Origin of the sequence: Rhizohabitans arisaemae (assembly GCF_025996515.1) — a bacterium.
GTDB lineage: Bacteria > Actinomycetota > Actinomycetes > Streptosporangiales > Streptosporangiaceae > Rhizohabitans > Rhizohabitans arisaemae.
This window is the reverse complement of sequence record NZ_BLRH01000055.1, coordinates 342,241-361,400: the sequence shown is the minus strand read 5'-3', so window position 1 is coordinate 361,400 and position 19,160 is coordinate 342,241. Positions and strand designations below refer to the sequence as shown.

At 70.5% G+C, this 19,160-nt stretch carries 16 protein-coding genes and 1 tRNA gene; 9 read left to right on the top strand and 8 right to left on the bottom strand.

All coding sequences use genetic code 11. The features are described from left to right. Positions 1 to 56 precede the first annotated feature (56 nt). Positions 57 to 150, bottom strand: a tRNA-Sec gene (locus RUR_RS28090). Between the two features lie 313 nt (positions 151 to 463). Continuing rightward, positions 464 to 1,456: a sigma-70 family RNA polymerase sigma factor gene (locus RUR_RS28085; RefSeq protein WP_283138222.1), complete on the bottom strand. Its 993-nt coding sequence runs from the start codon at positions 1,454 to 1,456 to the stop codon at positions 464 to 466. 476 nt (positions 1,457 to 1,932) lie between these two features. Here RUR_RS28085 and RUR_RS28080 point away from each other — a divergent pair, with 476 nt between their 5' ends. The 3 genes from RUR_RS28080 to RUR_RS28070 all read left to right on the top strand — a co-directional run bounded on the left by RUR_RS28080 (position 1,933) and on the right by RUR_RS28070 (position 5,206). Continuing rightward, on the top strand, positions 1,933 to 3,717 hold the full coding sequence (locus tag RUR_RS28080; protein WP_283138221.1) for a SpoIIE family protein phosphatase: 1,785 nt from the start codon (positions 1,933 to 1,935) through the stop codon (positions 3,715 to 3,717). Positions 3,718 to 3,797: 80 nt separating this feature from the next. Then, positions 3,798 to 4,415: a Maf family protein gene (locus RUR_RS28075; protein ID WP_283138220.1), complete on the top strand. Its 618-nt coding sequence runs from the start codon at positions 3,798 to 3,800 to the stop codon at positions 4,413 to 4,415. 11 nt (positions 4,416 to 4,426) lie between these two features. Further along, entirely contained in the window at positions 4,427 to 5,206 is a 780-nt protein-coding gene (locus RUR_RS28070; protein WP_283138219.1) for an EI24 domain-containing protein, read from the top strand. 50 nt (positions 5,207 to 5,256) lie between these two features. Here the strand turns inward: RUR_RS28070 and RUR_RS28065 are convergent, their stop codons facing one another. Together RUR_RS28065 and RUR_RS28060 are read right to left on the bottom strand one after the other, a co-directional pair. Next, positions 5,257 to 6,324 carry a DUF4192 domain-containing protein gene (locus tag RUR_RS28065; RefSeq protein WP_283138218.1) on the bottom strand — a complete coding sequence of 356 codons (1,068 nt, stop codon included), beginning with the start codon at positions 6,322 to 6,324 and terminating at the stop codon, positions 5,257 to 5,259. A gap of 686 nt (positions 6,325 to 7,010) precedes the next feature. Further along, positions 7,011 to 7,355, bottom strand: coding sequence for a hypothetical protein (locus tag RUR_RS28060; RefSeq protein ID WP_283138217.1), 345 nt, complete (start codon positions 7,353 to 7,355; stop codon positions 7,011 to 7,013). A gap of 128 nt (positions 7,356 to 7,483) precedes the next feature. Between RUR_RS28060 and RUR_RS28055 the strand changes: the two genes are divergently transcribed. The 3 genes from RUR_RS28055 to RUR_RS28045 all read left to right on the top strand — a co-directional run bounded on the left by RUR_RS28055 (position 7,484) and on the right by RUR_RS28045 (position 10,047). After that, positions 7,484 to 8,077, top strand: coding sequence for a DUF1707 and DUF4870 domain-containing protein (locus RUR_RS28055; RefSeq protein ID WP_283138216.1), 594 nt, complete (start codon positions 7,484 to 7,486; stop codon positions 8,075 to 8,077). Positions 8,078 to 8,495: 418 nt separating this feature from the next. Beyond that, positions 8,496 to 9,437, top strand: a complete 942-nt coding sequence (locus RUR_RS28050; RefSeq protein WP_283138215.1) for a peptidoglycan recognition protein family protein — start codon at positions 8,496 to 8,498, stop codon at positions 9,435 to 9,437. 160 nt (positions 9,438 to 9,597) lie between these two features. Next, positions 9,598 to 10,047: an Lrp/AsnC family transcriptional regulator gene (locus tag RUR_RS28045; RefSeq protein WP_283138214.1), complete on the top strand. Its 450-nt coding sequence runs from the start codon at positions 9,598 to 9,600 to the stop codon at positions 10,045 to 10,047. On the opposite strand, the gene RUR_RS28040 is transcribed toward RUR_RS28045, so the two are convergent. The 3 genes from RUR_RS28040 to RUR_RS28030 all read right to left on the bottom strand — a co-directional run bounded on the left by RUR_RS28040 (position 10,044) and on the right by RUR_RS28030 (position 13,801). Then, entirely contained in the window at positions 10,044 to 11,585 is a 1,542-nt protein-coding gene (locus RUR_RS28040) for an ATP-dependent DNA ligase (protein ID WP_283138213.1), read from the bottom strand. The two genes, RUR_RS28045 and RUR_RS28040, sit on opposite strands and share 4 nt — an antisense overlap. A 160-nt stretch (positions 11,586 to 11,745) precedes the next feature. Next, positions 11,746 to 12,117, bottom strand: a complete 372-nt coding sequence (locus tag RUR_RS28035; protein WP_283138212.1) for an FKBP-type peptidyl-prolyl cis-trans isomerase — start codon at positions 12,115 to 12,117, stop codon at positions 11,746 to 11,748. Between the two features lie 244 nt (positions 12,118 to 12,361). Beyond that, positions 12,362 to 13,801: a GuaB1 family IMP dehydrogenase-related protein gene (locus tag RUR_RS28030; RefSeq protein ID WP_283138211.1), complete on the bottom strand. Its 1,440-nt coding sequence runs from the start codon at positions 13,799 to 13,801 to the stop codon at positions 12,362 to 12,364. 90 nt (positions 13,802 to 13,891) lie between these two features. On the opposite strand from RUR_RS28030, the gene RUR_RS28025 reads away from it, so the two are divergent. Further along, positions 13,892 to 15,730: a serine/threonine-protein kinase gene (locus RUR_RS28025; protein ID WP_283138210.1), complete on the top strand. Its 1,839-nt coding sequence runs from the start codon at positions 13,892 to 13,894 to the stop codon at positions 15,728 to 15,730. A 3-nt stretch (positions 15,731 to 15,733) separates the two neighbouring features. On the opposite strand, the gene RUR_RS28020 is transcribed toward RUR_RS28025, so the two are convergent. Beyond that, positions 15,734 to 16,936 (bottom strand): CaiB/BaiF CoA transferase family protein, encoded by a 1,203-nt coding sequence (locus RUR_RS28020; protein WP_283138209.1) that lies wholly within the window; start codon positions 16,934 to 16,936, stop codon positions 15,734 to 15,736. A gap of 179 nt (positions 16,937 to 17,115) precedes the next feature. Between RUR_RS28020 and RUR_RS28015 the strand changes: the two genes are divergently transcribed. Together RUR_RS28015 and RUR_RS28010 are read left to right on the top strand one after the other, a co-directional pair. Then, complete coding sequence (locus tag RUR_RS28015; RefSeq protein ID WP_283138208.1) at positions 17,116 to 17,502, top strand: hypothetical protein; 387 nt, start codon at positions 17,116 to 17,118, stop codon at positions 17,500 to 17,502. Positions 17,503 to 17,718: 216 nt separating this feature from the next. Next, entirely contained in the window at positions 17,719 to 19,101 is a 1,383-nt protein-coding gene (locus RUR_RS28010) for an FAD-binding oxidoreductase (RefSeq protein WP_283138207.1), read from the top strand. Positions 19,102 to 19,160 lie beyond the last annotated feature (59 nt).

Here is a 19,160-nt window from a genome sequence, read left to right as displayed (position 1 = left end):
TCATCGAGGATGACACCTGCAGGTGACCACCCGGGTTGCCCGGGGTCCCTCGTTGTGCGGAGGCGGACGGGAATCGAACCCGCCGCACCGAGCTACTCGGTGCCGTCGGTTTTGAAGACCGCGAGGACCACCAGGCACCTGAACGCCTCCGGGCGCAGACTGAACCGCTCACGTGACCCGGGGTCCCGGCGACACGCGGCGGACCGCTCCGGCTTCCGCGCTCGCCACCGCCGGGGCGGGATCACCGTGACATCCATCCCGTCGAAGGCAGGTTCCGTCCCCGGCCGAAGCAGGGTTCCTTCCCGGCCCGCGTGGACACGGCCGGCTCCCGGAAATCACGGGCAAGGTGCCATCCGAGGCGGGCCGGGCCTAGCTCGCCGCCCCCTCGCCGACGGGCTCGAGGACCGGCTGGCAGCCGGGTGCGGATTTGGCGGTCGTTGTGAACGTGCCGTGGCGGGTGCGGTCAGCTCGGGCCGGGTTCGGGCGGGAGTTCCGGCGGGAGTCCGAAGACGGGGAAGAGCGAGTGGTCGAAGAAGTTGGAGCCGTGCCGGATCCCCTCGGGGGTCAGGGTGAGCACCTGCAGGTTGAAGGCCCTCCGCACCCCGTCGGGTCCGCGGAGGTACAGCGCGAACCCGGGCTGGCCGTTGGCCCGGATCGGGAGGAGCCGGAGGTCGCCGGGACCGGCCGGGCAGATTGCGCCCACGGCGTGGGCGATGGCGGACCGGCCGCGGAACCAGGTGGTGAAGGGCGGCATGTCCCACGTGGCGTCGGTGGTGAAAAGCCGGACGATGGCCGCGACGTCCTTGGCCTGAAACGCGGCGACATAGCGATCGAGAAGCTCACGCTGCTCCGAGGCGGTGGGCTCGGTCACCCCGTCCTCGGTCGGGGCGATCAGGTTCATCCGGCCCCGGGCGCGCTGCAGGGTGCTGTTGACCGAGGCGGTGGTGGTGTCCAGCAGTTCGGCGACCTCGGCGGCCCGCCACTTGAGCACGTCGCGGAGGATGAGCACGGCCCGCTGCCGGGGCGGCAGATGCTGGAGCGCGGCCGTGAGCGCCAGCCGGATGCTCTCCCGTGCGGTGACGATCGTCGCGGGGTCGGATCCGTCGGCGCCGACCAGCACGTCGGGGATCGGCTCCAGCCACGGAATCTCCGGTCGCCGGACCATTGGGTCGCCTATCTGGGCGCTCGGCGTGCCCAGGCCGGCCGGGAGCGGGCGCCGCTGCCGGGTCTCCAGCGCGGTCAGGCTGACGTTGGTGGCGATCCGGTAGAGCCAGGTGCGCAGGGAGGAACGACCTTCGAACCCGTCATAGGAGCGCCAAGCCCGCAGGTAGGTCTCCTGGACCGCTTCCTCGGCGTCGTGCACCGAACCGAGCATGCGGTAGCAGTGCGCCAGCAACTCCCGCCGGAAGGCGTCGGCCAGACCGGGGAAGTCCTGGATGACCTGGTTGTCGTTCATGCCCGCCGCTCGCCGTCATACATGGTGGATTGACTGTACGCGGCTCCTCCGACGTTTTCCCCACGCGCGGACATCGGGGTCACTGCGGATCTTTTCCGGGGCCGATGGCCTTTGCCCGCCCACCCTGGTCGTACAGGTGTTCCCATCCCGGCGGGAGGTCTCTCCCGTACTCGACATACCGTCCGGACCTGTCGACGCCGAGGGTGGGGACCGGTGAGGAGCGGACCGGTGTGAAAGGCGGCCTGCCGTACCGGCTGGTCTTGCGTCGGCGCGCGGGCGCCGGTGGACCCGGGGGCATGGCCGGCGGCTGTGGTGGCGCGAGTGGAAACGCCGCTCCGTATCCGCTCGGTGCGCGGGATGCTCATGTTCCCCGTCCTTACTGAAATTTTGTCCTGAATAATCAGACTAATTGCATCCAGATAGTGATTTAAGTGGCTGTATAGGATGAAACAGTAATCGGAGGAATGGAAAGCCACTTGTCGCGACATACCACCAAGGATCGACGGGCTGAGATCGCCGATCGGATCCACGGTGAGCTCACCCGGCTCCGCCTCGGGATGCGGAACCTGGCCGTCGTCGAGGAGGCCAGAGCCGTCCTCGCCGAGCGGTGCGGATGCCCGCCGGAGGAGGCCTCGGACCGGCTGTGGCGGATGGCGGAGGAGAGCGGGCGGGCGGTCGAGGACGTCGCGGAAGAGGTGATCGCGTCCGCGGAACCCGCAGACGAGAGCCGGTCACCCGACCTCGACATGCCCTCCTGGGTGGTCTCCGCCCTCGAGGTCGTCCACGTCTCGGCGGTTTACCTCACCCCGATCCGGGACGAGCGGGACAGGGTCGTCGACTTCTACCTGGCCGCGGCGAACGACCGGGCCCGGGACGTCACCGGACGCCGCGCGCCGGCCCTGATCGGCCGTCGCCTGCTCCGCCTGTCCCCGGGGGTGCTGAGCTCGGGCTTCTTCGACGACTACACCGCCACCCTGGAGACGGGGACGCCGCTGGTCCGGGACGGGGTGGAGTACGTGGAGGTCCGTGACCAGGCGCTCTGGCCCGCGTGCGTCAGCGTCCGAGCCGTCCGCGCCGGGGACGGGCTGATCGTCTCCTGGCGCACCCACGACGAGGACCTGCTGGTGGCCGGCTGGGAAGGGGCTCAGCGGGTCGCCCGGCTCGGCTGGGGGGAGTGGAACCTGGCGACCGGACGGGTCACCTGGACCCGCCAGATGTACGACATTTTCGGACGGGCCCCGCAGGAGGGGCCGGCTCCGCTGGAGGCGCTCCCCGCGATCGTCCTCGCCGAGGACCTTCCGGCGCTGGAGTCCCAGGTGCGGACCCTGCTCCACCACCACCTCGCCGTCGACGGCGAGCTCCGGATCCGGAGCAGACACGGCATCCGCCACCTGCGGCTGGTGAGCGAGCCGGTACTCGACGGGGAGGGACACCCCATCGCGATCAGGGCCCTCGCGCAGGACCTCACGGACCTGCGGCGCCGGGATCAGGATCTGGCCATCGCCCGGGAACAGGCGAAATGGCAGCGCCGGCGGGCCGAGGAGGAGCACCGGATCGCCCGCGAGCTCCAGGACGCGATCCTCCCGCTGCACAAGGGACTGCTCACCCCGCCGGGCCTGGTGGTCGCCGTGCACTACTTCCCGGCCGGGGAGACCGCCCGGATCGGCGGCGACTGGTACGCGGCCAGGCTCATGCCCGACGGCCGGGTGCTGCTCGCCGTCGGTGACGCCATGGGCCACGGCTTCACCGCCACCACGCTGATGGCCCAGATGAGCACCGGGCTCATCGGGCTCGCGTACACCGGCGCCGACGCGGATCGGCTGGCGAGCTGGCTCAATGAGCTGATCCTCCACGACGGGGCGGCGATCACGAGCACGGGCACCGCCGTGCTCGGCCACTTCTCGCCCGACGATCGGACGCTCTCCTGGACCTCGGCCGGGCACCCCGCCCCGATTCTGGTCCGCGACGGGGTGGCCCGGCTGCTGGGGCACGCGCCGGGGCCGCTGCTCGGGGCGGTCGAGTTCGCCGAGTACCCGCTCAACACGACGATGCTGAAACCCGGGGACCTGCTGCTGCTCTACACCGACGGGGTGATCGAACGGCGTGGTCACAGCCTGGAGGAAGGTGTGGCGGCGCTGCTGCGGGCCGCCGAGACCTCGGCCGCGCAGGACGGGAAACCGGGGGTGGACACGCTGCTCAACCGTCTGCGTCCCGGCAGCGTCGAGGACGACGTCTGCCTGCTGGCGATCCAGGTACTCTGATCCGCATCCGGCCGTCGGGGTCTCGGGCGTCCGTCCGGGCGTTCTCCGGGGCTTTGAGGCGGGCCCTAGACTCGATAGGCATGACAGAGATCATTTTGGCCTCCGCATCCCCCGCCAGGCTGGCGCTGCTCCGTAGCGCGGGCCTCGACCCCAAGGTGATCGTCAGTGGGGTGGACGAGGAGGCCGTGGTCGCGGAATCCTCCGAGCGGCTCTGCCTTCTGCTCGCCAAGGCGAAGGCGGCCGTCGTCGCCGGTACGCTCTCCCGCGGTCTGGTGATCGGCTGCGATTCGGTCCTCGACCTGGACGGGCAGACCTACGGCAAGCCCGCGACCCCGCAGGAGGCGCGCGAGCGGTGGATCTCGATGCGCGGCCGGACCGGCACACTGCTGACGGGTCACTGCGTGATCGATGCGGCGAGCGGCCGTGAGGCCGTCGGGGTCGGGTCCACGACGGTGCGGTTCGGGTCCCCGAGCGACGCCCAGATCGACGCGTACGTCGCCTCGGGCGAGCCGTTGCGGGTGGCGGGCGCGTTCACGATCAGCGACCTCGGCGGCTGGTTCGTCGAGGGGATCGAGGGGGACCACGGGAACGTTCTCGGCATCTCACTCCCGCTGGTCCGGCGGCTCCTCGCCGAACTCGACGTCGACGTCACCGATCTGTGGGCCGTACGCAGTCGCAGGACCGACGTTCCCGACTAAGATCGCACTATATGTCTAGCCTTTTTCACGGCGTAGCCTTGTTCTTCCGGGGGATCGGTTGGGTCGCCCGGCACCCGGGGCGCTGGCTCTTCGGGCTGATCCCCGCTTTGATCGCCTTCGCGCTGTACGTCGCCGCGTTCGCCTTTCTCATTCTGAACGTCGGCGGTCTGGCCGAGACGTTCACCCCCTTCGCGGACTCCTGGGCGGAGGGATGGCGGAACACGGTGCGCATCGCCGTCGGCGTCCTGCTCGTCGGTGCGGGGCTGGCGATCGCGGTGTTCACCTTCGTCGCCGTCACACTGATCATCGGTGAGCCTTTCTACGAGAAGCTGTCCGAGCAGGTCGACGAGGACCTCGGCGGCGTGGTCCACGGACCCGAAGTCTCGCTCCTGCGGTCGATCGGGCGGTCGATCCGGGACAGCCTGATCACCCTTGGCTGGGTTCTCGTCTTCACCGTCCCGCTGTTCTTCCTCGGGTTCATCCCGGTGATCGGCCAGACCGTGATCCCGGTGCTGGGCGCCATGGTCTCGGGGTTCTTCCTGACCGTCGAGATGAGCTCGGTGGCGTTCGAACGACGGGGGATCCTGCGCAAGCAGCGCTTCGCTCTGCTCCGGGCCCACAAGGCGTTGGCCGTGGGGTTCGGCACCGCGATGTTCCTCGTCTTCCTCATCCCGTTCCTCGCGGTGCTCGCCATGCCCGGCGCCGTCGCCGGGGCCACGATGCTCGTCCGCAGGATCACCGCGCCTCTGCCGTATCAGCCCTATCAGCCGGGGCCGAACGGGCCGCGCTGAGGCCGGCGCCCCGCCGGTGCGACGTGGCCGGGGCGGCGGAGCCGGCCGCGTCACACCGCCGGTCGCCGGTCGTCGGCGCGGTAGTCCACCAGGCGGATCAGGAGCGGGGCCAGCCAGTGCGGGGACGGCGGGCCCATCTCCGCGGCCAGGTGCTCCGGGCCGCCGAAGCCGGTCCGGATGAGCCTGGGGGTCACGAAGTTCCGCAGGCCGTGCAGGAGCAGGTGGGCCATGGAGTAGGTCGGATCCGCGGTGAGCGCGCGGTCGACCGCGATCCCGGCGAGTGTGCAGGCCCCTTCACCCCAGACGGTCACGGCGAGCAGGGACGTCGGCGCGGCGAGGAACGGCTCCTCGAGTCTGCGCGTGAGATCCGTCCACAGCGCGGTGTGCGCCTTGCGGGACCCGTCGTCGATCCGCACCCACGCGTCGTCGCGGATGCGCACGACGAGGAGGTCCAGCCCGAGCCGCGCGGCGGTGTCGTGGTCGAGCCTGCCCCCGTCCCGGTAGAGGTCGACCGCCGCGCGCAGCCGGGCGAGCCCCTCGTCGACGAACTCCGTCGTCCGGCGGGGGGACGGGCGGCCGCCGAGCCGCTCCCGCACCGCGGCCACCGCGCGATCGGTCGCCTGCCGCATGGAGAGCCGGGTCAGACCGCCGAACGGGGCGATGGAGCGCTCCAGCGCGGCCCGGTCGGGCATGGCGACCATCCCGGCGAGCGTGGCCTCCGCGGGCACGGCGCTCGCCGCCGGGTCGAACGGCATGCCTTCCGGGGAGCAGCAGGAAGGATTGGCGCAGAGGTAGGACCAGTAGCGGTCGGATTCCACCCGGAGGGCCTCGACGACCGGGACCGGTATCCGCGCCAGGGCGTCCTCGACCACCGGGGTCACCGACGGGCCCGGCCCGTACCCCACCAGCATCACCTGGGTGATCTTCTCGCGCTCCAGCACCCGCAGCACCGGCTCCCACCAGTCGCCGGGGAGCGGGAGGTCGCCTCGCGCGGTGAGCTGGAGCTCCCCACCGGAGGGGTCCCCGGCGATGGCGACGATCACGAGGCTGTTCTCGGGATAGAACCCGATGAGGTAGGGGATGGCGGCGAGGACGTCGATCTGCGAGGAGAGTCTCATGACACGGGAGGATGCCGGAACGGGCTCGGCCCCGGAGAACCGAACGGCGTTCTGGGGATAGTCGCCGTCACGGTTGTGCCTGCCTGTGGAAAACCCGGCTCCACGGAGGTCGGCGACCAGGAGAGATCATGCCGTAGCGGTCGGAACGCACCCATCCGTCAAACGACGACATCGCACGGGGACCGAGGAGGGCGGCCTGGTCGAGTGCCGCGGCGAACCGGACCGCCGGGGCCGGGAACCCCGATCCCAAGCCCCTGTGGATCGACACCTTCCGGATCGGCCCGGCTGGGGCGAAGAGCGGGAAAGGGGATTGGTTCACCGGCCCGGATCCGCGCGACGGCGGTGTCGATCTCGGTCGGAGCCGGCCCACGAAGACCGGGGGAAGCCGGGAGGGCGGCGCACCCGCTTGACAAAGGCCTGCGGCTCCGGGTGGGCGGAGTCCGCGCGGGGGAAACCGAGCCAGGGCCTGCCGTACCGGCTCCCCGGGCCGTCGAGTCCCGGCGGAGCCGGAGGTGGGCCTGGAACCGCGGCACATGAGGGATGTGGCGCGTCGGCCGCGGAAACGACGGCGGCCGGGTCCGGTGTCAGGGCCCCTCCGGGAGGACTTGGGCCGGGGCGGCGCGGCCGGGGGACGACCTCGCCGGGGTGTGCGCCGGATTCGCCAGGCGATCACGGAGGGGACTGGGTCAGAGAGACTGGTTGTCTTGTTTGCGACGCTCGTTGTAGGCGCGCATGCTCGCCGGGTATCCGGTGATCTGTACGTCGTAGACGGGGAGCGCCAGATCCTTGGCGACCTTGGCGATCACCTTGGGGGAACCGACCCGTCGCCGGGTCCACTCTCCGTCGCGGGCGACGGCCACCGCCGTCGTGTCTGTGGCGAACGTCTCGGGTTCGACGTAGAACTCCACTCCGATCCTGGACTTCGCGAATGCGATCAATGCCTCGATGTCTGTGTCGTTGGCCTTACGGTCGAACTTCGCCTTCCGTGGGCCACGGAGCCGTTTGAGGCCGTAGCGATCCCGCCATCCCATGGTCCTTGTATACCTCCCCGATCGGTCGGGTGTCGGTCTCAGGGATCGATCAGGGGGATACCCGATGCGCCGAACCCTGAGACAAGCCAGTATCGGCAATGGAGGACGGCGAGGGAAGGAAGATCTCGATGACGTGGGGTGACTCCTTGACGACCAGGTCGCGCCGGTACGGCGCTTCCGATGGGGAGCTCGGCCATCTGCGGGTGGGGGACGCCGAGCGCGAAGGCGTCGTCGAGCGGCTCAAGACGGCGTATGAGCGGGGCACTCTGGACAAGGTCGAGTTCGACCTGCGGCTGGACGCGGCGATGGCGGCGGTCACCCGTGCCGACATCGCCCCCCTCCTGGCGGACCTGCCGGACCAGGTCCCGTCCGGGGCGGATCCGTTCGCGTCGCGGAACCCGCCGATGCCCGTCGGCAAGGAGCGGCTCGGCGCGGCGGCCGGGCACCTGCTTCCGCTGGGCGGTCTCCTCTTCGTCGGCCCGTTGATCATGATGCTGGCCGGGGGCAGGCGCTCGCCGTACATCCGGCGGCACGCGGTGGAGGCACTGAACTTCCAGCTCACCGTGCTGATCGCGACCATCGCGCTGCCGTTCACGGTGGTCGGCATCCTGCTGCTCCCCTTTGTCTGGGTCGCGTGGTTCGTCCTCTCACTCGTGGGCGGCCTGGCCGCGCTGGGCGACGGGGGCTTCCGCTATCCGCTCACCCTCCGCATGATCAAATAGCGGAACGGCCCGCGGGCGCCGTACGGCTCACGTGACGGGTTCCGGGCGCGGGATGTCGCGGCCGACGTCCGGCGGAGAGGTGTACGGGCTTCGCCGGGGTGCGCCTGAAAGTCCGCGCGTCGTAAGGTCACGGAGCCGCGTCCGGTGAGCTCCCGCCGAACGTCACCCGGGTTTCCAAAGCGCCGCGGCGCCGCGCCGTCCGATCCGGCCGGCGGCGGGGTGGGGAACCACGGGCTTCGCGGGTTTTCCCCGAGGACAGCGGGTATGCGCCGTACGGATCATGCGGACGGCGACCCGGAACGATCCGGTGGATTCGGGCTCTCGATCACGCGACTTCCGCGACAACACTCGGGAAATCGGAGGGCCTGTGGTCTAGCCTTCGGCATGCAACCAGTTCGCGGGAGGTCTCATGCCGGAAATGAAGTTCGTGTCGAGACGGGACTGGGGTGCCCGTCCCCTCGTCTCCCCGGCCTCCCGGAACATCACACCCGCACAGGGCGGGGTCTCGATCCACTGGGAGGGCTCCAAGCTCGGCGAGTACGCCCACGACGTGTGCGACGACCGGGTCCGCGGCATCCAGCGGTTCCACATCGACCGGCGCGGCTGGGCGGACGTCGCCTACACGGCGCTGGTGTGCCGGCACGGCTTCGTCTACGAGGGCCGCTGGATCGGCCGCCGTACCGCCGCGAACGGCACCAACACCGGAAACGACGGGTGGTACGCGGTCTGCGCGATCATGGGTCAGGGCGACAAGGCCACGCCCGAGATGAAGAGCGGGATCAAGGCCGCCGTCGAGCACCTGTGGGCGAAGGGGGCCCGCAGGCGGGTGAACGGCCACCGGGACCACCTCGCCACCGACTGCCCGGGAAACGAGCTGTACACCTGGCTGCGCGCCGGGATGCCCGTCGGCGGCGAGCCGGAGCCGCCCGCCGTGGAGCAGCCGCTCAAGCGGATGTGTGTGCTCGGCAGCCGGGAGGGGGAACGGCAGACGGTGGCCGCCGGGGCCGCGGAGTCGGTGCGGTTCGCCGTGGAGTTCGTCGACCCGGACGACCTGCACGAGGCCGAGGGGGCGTCGGTTGTGCCGCGCGCCGCGGGGGAGTACGTGCTGTGGGCCAGGGCCACCCTGGACGGGCTGCGCCGGGGCGATCGGGTCCGGCTGCGTTTCAGCCGGCACGCCGCCGACCGGGGTTTCGTGAGCGAGATCCACGGTGAGGACCGGCTCGGTCACGGCCGGGCGCTGGACACCTCGCTCCACACGATCGACCGCCTGGTGCCGGCGGACCGGCTCCACTTTCAGATCGTCAACCCCAACGACTATCCGGTCACCGTGGTCTCCTCCGAGTTCCGGCTCGCCAGGTGAGCCACGCGGGCGACCGCCGAGCGACACATACCGATATTTCATGCTTTGCGAAGAGTTTCGGATTCGAGGGCATGGAAAGGGGAACGGCATTCTGAGCCTTGAACCACGGTGATAGTAAGGTGAACACCTGCCGTGGAGAAGGCGAATGGAGCTGTGACCTTTGGAACGCCAGATTGACGCGGTTGACTGGGCCCTGCTGGCGGAGCTCCAGGCGGACGCCCGGCTCTCCTACAGCGAGCTCGCCCGCCGGGTCCACATGTCGGCTCCGGCCGTCGCCGAACGGGTGCGGCGGCTGGAGGAGTCAGGCGTGATCACGGGTTATCACGTCCATGTGAACCTGGAGCGCACCGGCCGTAGGGTGATCTCCGTCATCCGGATGTCCTGCTACAACGACCGGTGCGTCCTGCGTGATCCACAGGTGCTGACCTGGCCGGAGATCCTCCAGGTGCACCGGGTGACCGGCGACGCGTGCTGCCTGCTCGAAGTCGCGACGACGTCGATGACGGCCTTCGAGGACCTCATCGACCGGCTCGCCCCGTACGGCCAGCCCTCCAGCACCATGGTCCTGTCGACCCCGCTCGGCTGGCGCCCGCTCACCGCGCTGCCCTAGGCCTCCGGGAGGTCCTGCGCCGCGAGGATCTCCCGGACCGTCTCGACGGTGTCGGCGTCCTCGGGGCGTTTGTCCGGCCGGTACCGGAGCACCCGCGCGAAGCGCAACGCCATCCCGCCCGGGTACCGGGGGCTGGTCTGGACTCCGTCGAAGGCGATCTCGACCACGAGTTCGGGGCGGACCCGCACCGTCCACCCGTCGGCGGGGCTCTCGGCGAGTTCCAGGAAGCGCTCGGTCTGCCAGGTGAGAAGGGCGTCGGTGAGCCCCTTGAACGTCTTGCCGAGCATGACGAACCCACCCGACGCCGGATCCCGCGCGCCCAGGTGAAGGTTGGACAGGTAACCCTGACGCCGTCCGTGCCCCCACTCGGCGGCGAGGACCACCAGGTCCAGCGTGTGCCGCGGCTTCACCTTGATCCACCCCGCGCCCCTGCGGCCCGCCGCGTAGGGCGCCGACAGGGACTTGACGATCACGCCCTCCTGACCGTGGGCCAGGGCCTGGCGGAAGAACTCCCGCGCGGCCTCGGGGTCCGCGGTGACCAGGCGCGGGATTCGGAGCGGCTCCGGTACGGCCTCGGCCAGCTCGGCCCAGCGCTCGGCCGCGGGCGAGTCGAGCAGGTCCCGCCCGTCCAGGTGGAGGAGATCGAAGAAGAACACGCTCAACGGGACCTGTTCGGCGGGTGGGGCGGTCCGGGTGGCCACCCGGGCGGAGGTGACCTGGAAGGGGTGGGGGCGCCCGTCGGCCCGCAGCGCGATCAGCTCCCCGTCGAGCACGGCCGAGCGCACCGGCAGGGCGCGCACCGTGGCCACCAGTTCGGGCACGCGGTCGGTGATGTCGTCGAGGGTACGGGTGAAGACGGTCACCCGCTCGCCGGCGCGGTGCGCCTGGACCCGGACCCCGTCGATCTTCCACTCGAGGGCGACCCGCTCACCCGGGGATCCGGACAGGGCCGCGTCCAGGTCCCCGGCGCTCGCGGCGAGCATCGGCCGCAGGCCGCGACCCGGCTCCAGCCGGATCGCCCGCAGCCCCTCGACCCCGGCGGAGAGCGCGACGGCGCCGACGGCGGGGAGCGAGCCGTGGAGGGTGAGGGCGCGTCTGATCTCCTTGACGGGGACGCCGGAGGCCGCGGCGACGGCGTCGGTCATCACCCCGTCGAGGGCGCCCTGCCGGAGTTCGCCGGTGAGCAGCCGGACCAGGAAGGCCTGTTCCTCAGGTACGGCGTCGCCGAACAGCCCGGCCAGGAGTGTTCTCCTGGCGGTCTGGGAGCCGGGACCGGAGACGGCCTTGATCGCCTCGAAGGAGGAGTCGACGTCGGCCGGGGTGAGTCCGGGCTCGGCGGCGGGGGCGGGCAGCTCGCGCAGGGCGGCCCAGCCCACCCCGATCTGGCGCTGCGGGAGCTCTCCCGCGAGGTAGGAGATGCAGAGGGCGGCCTGGTCTCCGGCGCTCCGGAGGAGTTCGGCCAGATGGGAGGTCTTGCTCAGCCGCGAGGATTCGCCGGCGACGGCGGTGGAGGTCCTGACGAGGTCGATGAGCAGCACGTTTCCATCGTCCCGCACGAGCGGCGGGGACGGGGAACCGGGTGCCGGGGGGATCCGGCGACCCGCCGGAGTGTGGGGGTGGCGGCCCCCACACGTCGGGGTTCCGGAGGTCTCCGGGGAAACGGCGGGCGGCGCCCCGGGGATCCGGGAGTGCGGACCCTCAGCCGATGCCGATCAGGTCGACCACGAAGATCAGCGTCTCGTTCGGCTTGATCGGCCCGGCGCCGCGGTTGCCGTACCCCAGGTGCGGCGGGATCACCAGCTTGCGGCGTCCGCCGATCCGCATGCCGGCGACGCCCTGGTCCCAGCCCCCGATGACCTTGCCGGCCCCGAGCGGGAACTGGAACGCCGAGCCCCGGTTCCACGAGGCGTCGAACTCTTCTCCGGTGGAGAAGGAAACGCCGACGTAGTGCACGGTCACCATGTCGCCGGGCTTGGCCTGGTCGCCGTCGCCGACGGTGATGTCCGTGATCTCCAGGTCTGCGGGCGGGGCGCCTTCGGGAAAGTCGATCTCCGGCTTCTCCAGCGTCACGTGTGTCTCCTCGATATCCGATGCGGCCTGACAAATCCGGCCTGTCGTGGGCCGACCGGATGACTCTACGGGGTTGGCGACGCGGATGTGCCCGAAGCCCCACCCTGTTTCGCACTCCGGAACACCCGGCGCCCGATCTGACTCTGCGCTGCCCAGCGTGCGGATCGCGGCTGTCAACGCCGCCACGGCGCCAGCGATCCGCGGCGGCCCGGCCGGTCACGGAGCGCGACAGGCCGGGCCGTGCCTACCAGCTGGTGTGCAGGGGCATGCCCTCGGTGTACCCGGAGGTGCTCTGGACGCCGATCACCGCGCGCTCGGCGAACTCCTCCAGCGTGCGGGCCCCGGCGTAGGTGCACGCGGAGCGGAGTCCGGCGACGATCGCGTCGATCTGGTCCTCCACCCCGGGCCGTACCGGGTCGAGGTACATCCGCGAGGTGGAGATGCCCTCTTCGAACAGCGCCTTGCGGGCCCGCTCGTAGGGCGTGTCGTCGGCGGTGCGCAGGAGTACGGCGCGCGCCGACGCCATCCCGTAGTTCTCCTTGTACCGGCGTCCGTCCGCGGCGGTGTGCACGTCGCCGGGGGACTCGTAGGTCCCCGCGAACCAGGAGCCGATCATGACGTTGGAGGCGCCCGCGGCGAGGGCCAGGGCGACGTCCCGCGGATGCCGTACCCCGCCGTCGGCCCAGACGTGGCGGCCCAGGCGCCGGGCCTGCGCTGCGCATTCGAGCACGGCGGAGAACTGCGGGCGCCCGACCCCGGTCATCATCCGGGTGGTGCACATCGCGCCGGGACCCACCCCGACCTTGACGATGTCGGCGCCGGCCTCGACGAGGTCGCGGACCCCCTCCGCGGTGACCACGTTCCCGGCGACGACCGGGACGGAGGGCCGGACGGCCCGTACGGCGCGGAGCGCTTCGCGCATCTTCTCCTGGTGGCCGTGGGCGGTGTCGACGACAAGCAGGTCGGCACCCGCCTCCAGCAGCTCCCCGGCCTTGGCGGCGACGTCTCCGTTGACGCCCATGGCGGCCGCGATGCGCAGTTTGCCCGCCCCGTCCAGCGCGGGCCGGTAGAGGGTGGCCCGGAGCGCCCCGGTCCGGGTGAGGATGCCGGTCAGCCGGCCTTCGGAGTCCACCACGGGTGCGAGGCGGTGCCGTCCCTCGTTGAGCATGCCGAAGGCGGTCTGCGGGTCGATACCCGTCGGCAGTGTCAGCACATTTCCGGACATCACCTGAGAAAGCTGGGTGAATCTATCCACGCCCGCGCAGTCGGCCTCGGTGACCACCCCGATGGGGCGGTTCTCCCAGTCGACCACGATGACGGCGCCGTGCGACCGTTTCGGCAGGAGGTTGAGCGCCTCACCCACCGTCTCGTGCGCGGTGAGGGTGATAGCGGTGTCGTGGACGAGGTCGCGTTGCTTGACCCAGCCGACGACGTCGGCCACCACGTCGATGGGGATGTCCTGCGGCAGTACGGCGATGCCGCCGCGCCGGGCCACCGTCTCGGCCATGCGCCGTCCGGCCACCGCGGTCATGTTGGCGACCACGAGGGGGACGGTGGTACCGCTGCCGTCACGGGTCGACAGGTCCACCGAGAGTCTGGAGCCCACCGACGACCGGGAGGGGACCATGAAGACGTCGCTGTAGGTCAGGTCGTGAACCGGGGTGATGTCGTTGAGGAAGCGCACACTTATCGAGCCTAGAAGGTCTATCGTCAAGACTGTGCCATGCCCGGTGTCCGGTGCGTTTCCAGCGGACAAATGTGTCAAACTCCTGAAATGGCTAACGGCGTAGGTCATCAGGTTGCGGGGCGCTATCGCCTGATTCGGGAACTCGGCCGGGGTGGCATGGGGGTCGTCTGGGAGGCGCACGACACCCTGCTCGACCGTCCGGTCGCCGTCAAGGAGGTGCTCCTTCCCCCGGGGATGCCGCCCGCGGAACAGGCGCGCCTGTTCGAGCGGACCTCCCGGGAGGCGCGTACGGCGGCGCGGCTCAACCACCGGGCGATCGTCGCGGTCTACGACGTGGCCCAGGAGGACGGCCGTCCCTGGATCGTCATGGAGCTCCTTGAGGCCAAGACCCTCGAAAGCCTGATGCCGTTGCCGCCCCGGCGGATCGCCGAGATAGGCAGGCAGGTCCTCGCGGCGCTCACCGTCGCGCACCAGGCCGGGGTGCTGCACCGGGACGTCAAGCCCAGCAACATCCTCATCGGCCGGGACGGCCGCGTCGTGCTCAGCGACTTCGGCATCGCCGTCGTCCAGGGGGACACCTCGCTCACCCAGACCGGGATGGTTACCGGGTCGCCGGGCTTCCTCGCCCCCGAGCGGGCCCGCGGCGCCGACGCGGGGCCCGAATCCGACCTCTGGTCGCTTGGCGCGACCCTGTACGCCGCCTCCGTCGGCCGCTCGCCGTTCGAGCGGAGCGACGCCATCTCCACGCTCAGCGCGCTGCTCACCGAGGAGGCGGACATCGCGCGGGCGGCGCCCGAGCTGCGTGCCGTACTCGCCGGGATGCTGCGGCGGGAGCCGGGACACCGCATCCCCGCCGCGGAGGCGGACCGCATGCTGGCCGCGATCGAGAGCGGCGCCCGCCCCGCACCGCCGCCGCCCGCCCCCGCGCGGCCTTCCCCCGCGCGGCCCGCCGGTCCGATGCCCTCGACCGGTCAGGCGTACGGCGGTCCGCCTCCTCCGCCCCCGCGCCCGGGTACCCCGTACCCGGGCACCCCGTACCCACCGGCCGCGCCGCATCGGACGGGGCCCCAGGTGGCGCCGCCCCCCGGATCGCCGTGGGGCGCCACACCGGGCTCCGGGATACGGCAGCCGATGCACCCGGTAGCCGGGCACACCGGGTCGCACCACCCGCAGGGCCCGTCCACGGCGACGTCGGGCATGTCCGGTTACGACCGTCACCCTCCGGCGCGACGGCGTGGGCGGAAGCGGACGCCGTTTGTCGTGGCTCTCGCGGTGGCCTTCGTTATCCTGGTCCCGATCATCGTGGTGCTGATGCAGAACTGGGCCGACCCCGATTCGACGGGCTTCGACAAGGCCGGTTCGGTCCCGGCCGCGAACGGGGAGTCGAAACCTCGCACCAAGGCCCCCACCAAGTCCCCCGGACCCAAGGCCACCAAACCCACGACCGAAGAACCGCCGGTGCGGAGCGGCGGCTCGGGCACGCTCAAGCCGTACACCGAAAGGAAGCTGGGCTGGTCGATCGACCGGCCCGCCGACGCCAAGGTGAGCGGTGAAGCCGAGGCCCGGCGGTTCATCGAACCGGGCTACGGGGCCGGGCTGCTCTACATCCAGACACAGGAGCTCTACCCCGGGGACAGCCCCCAGTCGGTGCTCGAAGAGCAGGAGAGCGGTATCCAGGCCAACTCGGAAGGTGGGGCCACAATCACCGATTCGGGGATCAAGACCGTGGACTCCCCGCACGGCGAGGCCGCGGATTGGGAGGTCATCTATGGCAACGCCGAGAGCCGGGTCCATGAGATACGGCGTGCCATCGTCACCGACCAGACCGTCTACGTGATCACCTGGTCGATCTCCGAGGATCAATGGAAATCCCGGGTCAAGGATGGCTACGCGATGCTGAACAGCTTCACCCCGGCTGGGCGGTGACGCTCAGGTCAGGACGCCGATCCGCCTCAGGTGGGCGGACTCCTCGGTGGAGATGCCCCAGTCGGTGAGGTCGTCCAGCCGCCGGGCGGCCGCGGGCGCCGGGATGTGGCCGGTCAGGCGGGGCGCGGGAGCCGGCTGGAGCACGCCGCCGACCTCGATGTGGGCGCGCCGCGCCGCGTTGTGCGGATGGCCCGGCGCCTCCGCGATCTCCAGGACCGGGAAGACGCAGGCGTCCGAGCCCTCGAACACTTTCTCCCATTCGGCGCGGGTTCTGCCGAGGAAGGCCTGTTCGAGACGGCGGCGGAGTTCGGGCCACCGGCCGCGGTCGGTGCGGTCGGGCAGATCGGTCAGACCCATCCGCTCGCACATTCGATCCCAGAACGCCGGCTCCAGCGGGGCGACCGCCACGTATCCGCCGTCCGCGGTCCGATAGGTGTCGTACATCGGGGCGCCCGAGTCAAGGAGGTTCGTGCCGCGCGGCCCCCAGGTGCCGGAGAGCACCGCGGGGAAGAACAGGCCGAACAGGAGGGCCGAGCCGTCCGTCATCGCGGCGTCGACCACCTGGCCCCGCCCGGTGCCGGCCCGTTCGACCAGGGCGAGGAGCACCCCGTAGGCGAGCAGCAGCCCGCCGCCCGCGAAGTCGGCGAGGAGGTTGACAGGCGGGGTCGGCCGTTCGCCGGCCCGGCCCAGCTGGGAGAGGACACCGGAGATCGCGAGGTAGTCGAGGTCGTGCCCGGCGGCCGGGGCGAGCGGCCCGTCCTGCCCCCATCCGGTGAGGCGGCCGTAGACCAGCCGTTCGTTGACCGCGTGCATGTCCGCCGGGCCGATGCCGAGGCGTTCGGCGACCCCCGGGCGGTACACCTCGATGAGTACGTCGACGTTCTCCGCCAGCCGTTTGAGGGCGGCGACGCCTTCAGGGCGCTTCAGGTCCAGGCCGATGGTCTGTTTGCCGCGGTCCAGGACGTCGTCGCCGGCCCGCCGGGCGTCGGCGGTCTGGGACAGGCTCGTCGTGGAGAGGGTCTCGGCGGGGACGCTGACACGCTCGATGCGCAGCACCTCGGCGCCGTGGTCGGCGAGCATCATGCCGGCGAACGGCCCCGGGGCGAGCCCGGCCAGCTCCAGGACGCGGATCCCGGCGAGTGGTCCGTTCGCCGCGGGGTGTCCGCCGGAGTCCGCGGGTCCCGTGCCGAAGTGGGGTGCCGTCATATCGGTTCAGACCTCCGATTCGATCAAACCTCGAAGCGGGACGATATTCCATCCGCCTCGCCGACGGCCGGGTGTTCCATGACACCGGGATGTGGTCAAAGGTGAGGATCGGTGGTAAAAGAGCTGGACGCCGCTTTTCTGGGCTCGGTCCCCATCCACGCCGAACGGGAGTGCCGCAGGTGGTGAACTCAGAGGACGCCCGCCTGCGGCTGAGTCTCTTCGCCCGGGTCTGGATCGTCTTCCTGCTGGTCAGTCACGCGCTGGGCGTCTACCGGAACGTCACGGTCATCGACGACCTGGTGAGCCACGACGATCCCCGGTGGGAGCAGGGCTTCCACTGGGCCCTTCCCACCCTTGTGGGCCTCTCCCTCGTCGCGGTCGCCGGTCTGCTGGCCCTGCTGTTCGGTCGCCGCTGGGGATGGTATCCGGTCGGCCTCTCCGCGCTCGCGACGCTGGCCGTCAACGTCTCCCTCGGCGTCTCGGTTCCGCTCGCGCTCCTCGGGCTCGGCGGTGTGGTGGTGCTCTGGTTCGCGGTCGGCGGCCGTGGCCGTGGCCGTACGGAATGAACCGGTACGGCCGGTGGTGGGAGGGGTGCTCGAATTGCGCCATATGGCCGTACGGCATGATTTATTCGCACAAATTCAAGTCGGGGGACACGCCCGCTTGCCCACATGCTGGACATGTCCGCGGTTTTCTCGGGATTCGCGGGCGCCTTCTGGCCGATGTCGGTGGTGCGAGATAGCGTGCTCCAGAGAGATCCATATGAGCCAGAGGGTGGTGTCATGCCTGATAAATCGTCCGCGATAACCGCCCAGATGTCTGCGCACGCACAGGCGGTGGCGCAAATCAAGGAGTCGTACGCCGCGCTGCCAGGGGGGGCGGTGCCGCGGCTGGCCAAGCCGACGACCAACCTGTTCCGCTTCCGCGCGCCGAGCAGGTCCGCGCGGTTGTCGGCGAAGGACCTCGATCAGGTGATCGCGGTCGACCCGGAGAACCTCACCGCCGAGGTGCAGGGCATGACCACGTACGAGCGCCTGGTGGACGCCACGCTGCCGTACGGCCTGATGCCCTACGTGGTTCCGCAGCTGAAGACGATCACCTTGGGCGGGGCGGTGACCGGGCTCGGCATCGAGTCCACGAGTTTCCGCAACGGGCTGCCGCACGAGTCCGTGGAGGAGCTGGAGATCCTCACCGGCGACGGCCGGATCCTGGTCGCCCGGGACGACAACGAGCACCGGGAGCTGTTCCGGGCGTTCCCCAACTCCTACGGGACGCTCGGGTACGCGCTGCGGATCCGGATCAAGCTGGAGCGGGTGAAGCCCTACGTCCGGCTGACCCATGTGCGGTTCACCGACGCCGACAAGTGCATGCTCGCCATGGCGGAGATCTGCGAGACCGGGGAGTACGAGGGGGAGCGCGCCGACTTCGTGGACGGGACCTTCTTCGGGCCCGACGAGCTGTACATCACGCTGGGGCAGTACTCCGACCGGGCGCCGTACCTGTCGGACTACACGGGGATGCGGATCTACTACAAGTCGATCCGCGGCCGGCAGCGCGACTGGCTGACGATCCGCGACTACCTCTGGCGATGGGACACCGACTGGTTCTGGTGCTCGCGCGCCTTCGGGGCGCAGCAGCCCCTGGTCCGCTCCATCTGGCCGCGCCGTCTGCTCAGGTCGGACGTCTACCGCAAGATCGTCGGCCTCGACCGGCGTTTCGGGGTCATCGCCCGGATCGATCGCTGGCGGGACAACCCCATCCAGGAATCGGTCATCCAGGACGTCGAGGTGCCGGTCGAGCGGGGTGCCGACTTCCTGGACTTCTTCCACGGCTCGATCGGGATGACCCCGGTGTGGATGTGCCCGCTCCGGACGTCCGGCGATTGGCCGCTGTACCCGTTGGGGAGGAGACGCCTGTATGTGAACTTCGGGTTCTGGGGCACGGTGCCGTTGCCTCGAGGCCAGTACGACGGCTACCACAACAGACTCATCGAAAAAGCTGTGACCAAGCTTCATGGGCATAAATCGCTCTACTCCACCTCTTATTACGAGAAGGAAGATTTCTGGCGGCTCTACAACGGGGACGCGTACTGGCCCGTCAAGCGCTCGTACGACCCGCACGGGCGGCTACTCGATCTTTATGAGAAGTGCGTAAGAGGACGGTGATCGCATGAAGGGGAGAGGCTGTTCGCGAGCCTGTCGGCGCGCGGACCGGCGGAAAGGGG

Bases quoted from the DNA above. Each gene is read 5' to 3' on its own strand.
- RUR_RS28085 (WP_283138222.1), bottom strand. From the start codon at position 1,456: ATGAACGACAACCAGGTCATCCAGGACTTCCCCGGTCTGGCCGACGCC.
- RUR_RS28075 (WP_283138220.1), top strand. From the start codon at position 3,798: ATGACAGAGATCATTTTGGCCTCCGCATCCCCCGCCAGGCTGGCGCTG.
- RUR_RS28070 (WP_283138219.1), top strand. From the start codon at position 4,427: ATGTCTAGCCTTTTTCACGGCGTAGCCTTGTTCTTCCGGGGGATCGGT.
- RUR_RS28065 (WP_283138218.1), bottom strand. From the start codon at position 6,324: ATGAGACTCTCCTCGCAGATCGACGTCCTCGCCGCCATCCCCTACCTC.
- RUR_RS28060 (WP_283138217.1), bottom strand. From the start codon at position 7,355: ATGGGATGGCGGGATCGCTACGGCCTCAAACGGCTCCGTGGCCCACGG.
- RUR_RS28055 (WP_283138216.1), top strand. From the start codon at position 7,484: ATGACGTGGGGTGACTCCTTGACGACCAGGTCGCGCCGGTACGGCGCT.
- RUR_RS28050 (WP_283138215.1), top strand. From the start codon at position 8,496: ATGAAGTTCGTGTCGAGACGGGACTGGGGTGCCCGTCCCCTCGTCTCC.
- RUR_RS28025 (WP_283138210.1), top strand. From the start codon at position 13,892: ATGGCTAACGGCGTAGGTCATCAGGTTGCGGGGCGCTATCGCCTGATT.
- RUR_RS28020 (WP_283138209.1), bottom strand. From the start codon at position 16,936: ATGACGGCACCCCACTTCGGCACGGGACCCGCGGACTCCGGCGGACAC.
- RUR_RS28010 (WP_283138207.1), top strand. From the start codon at position 17,719: ATGCCTGATAAATCGTCCGCGATAACCGCCCAGATGTCTGCGCACGCA.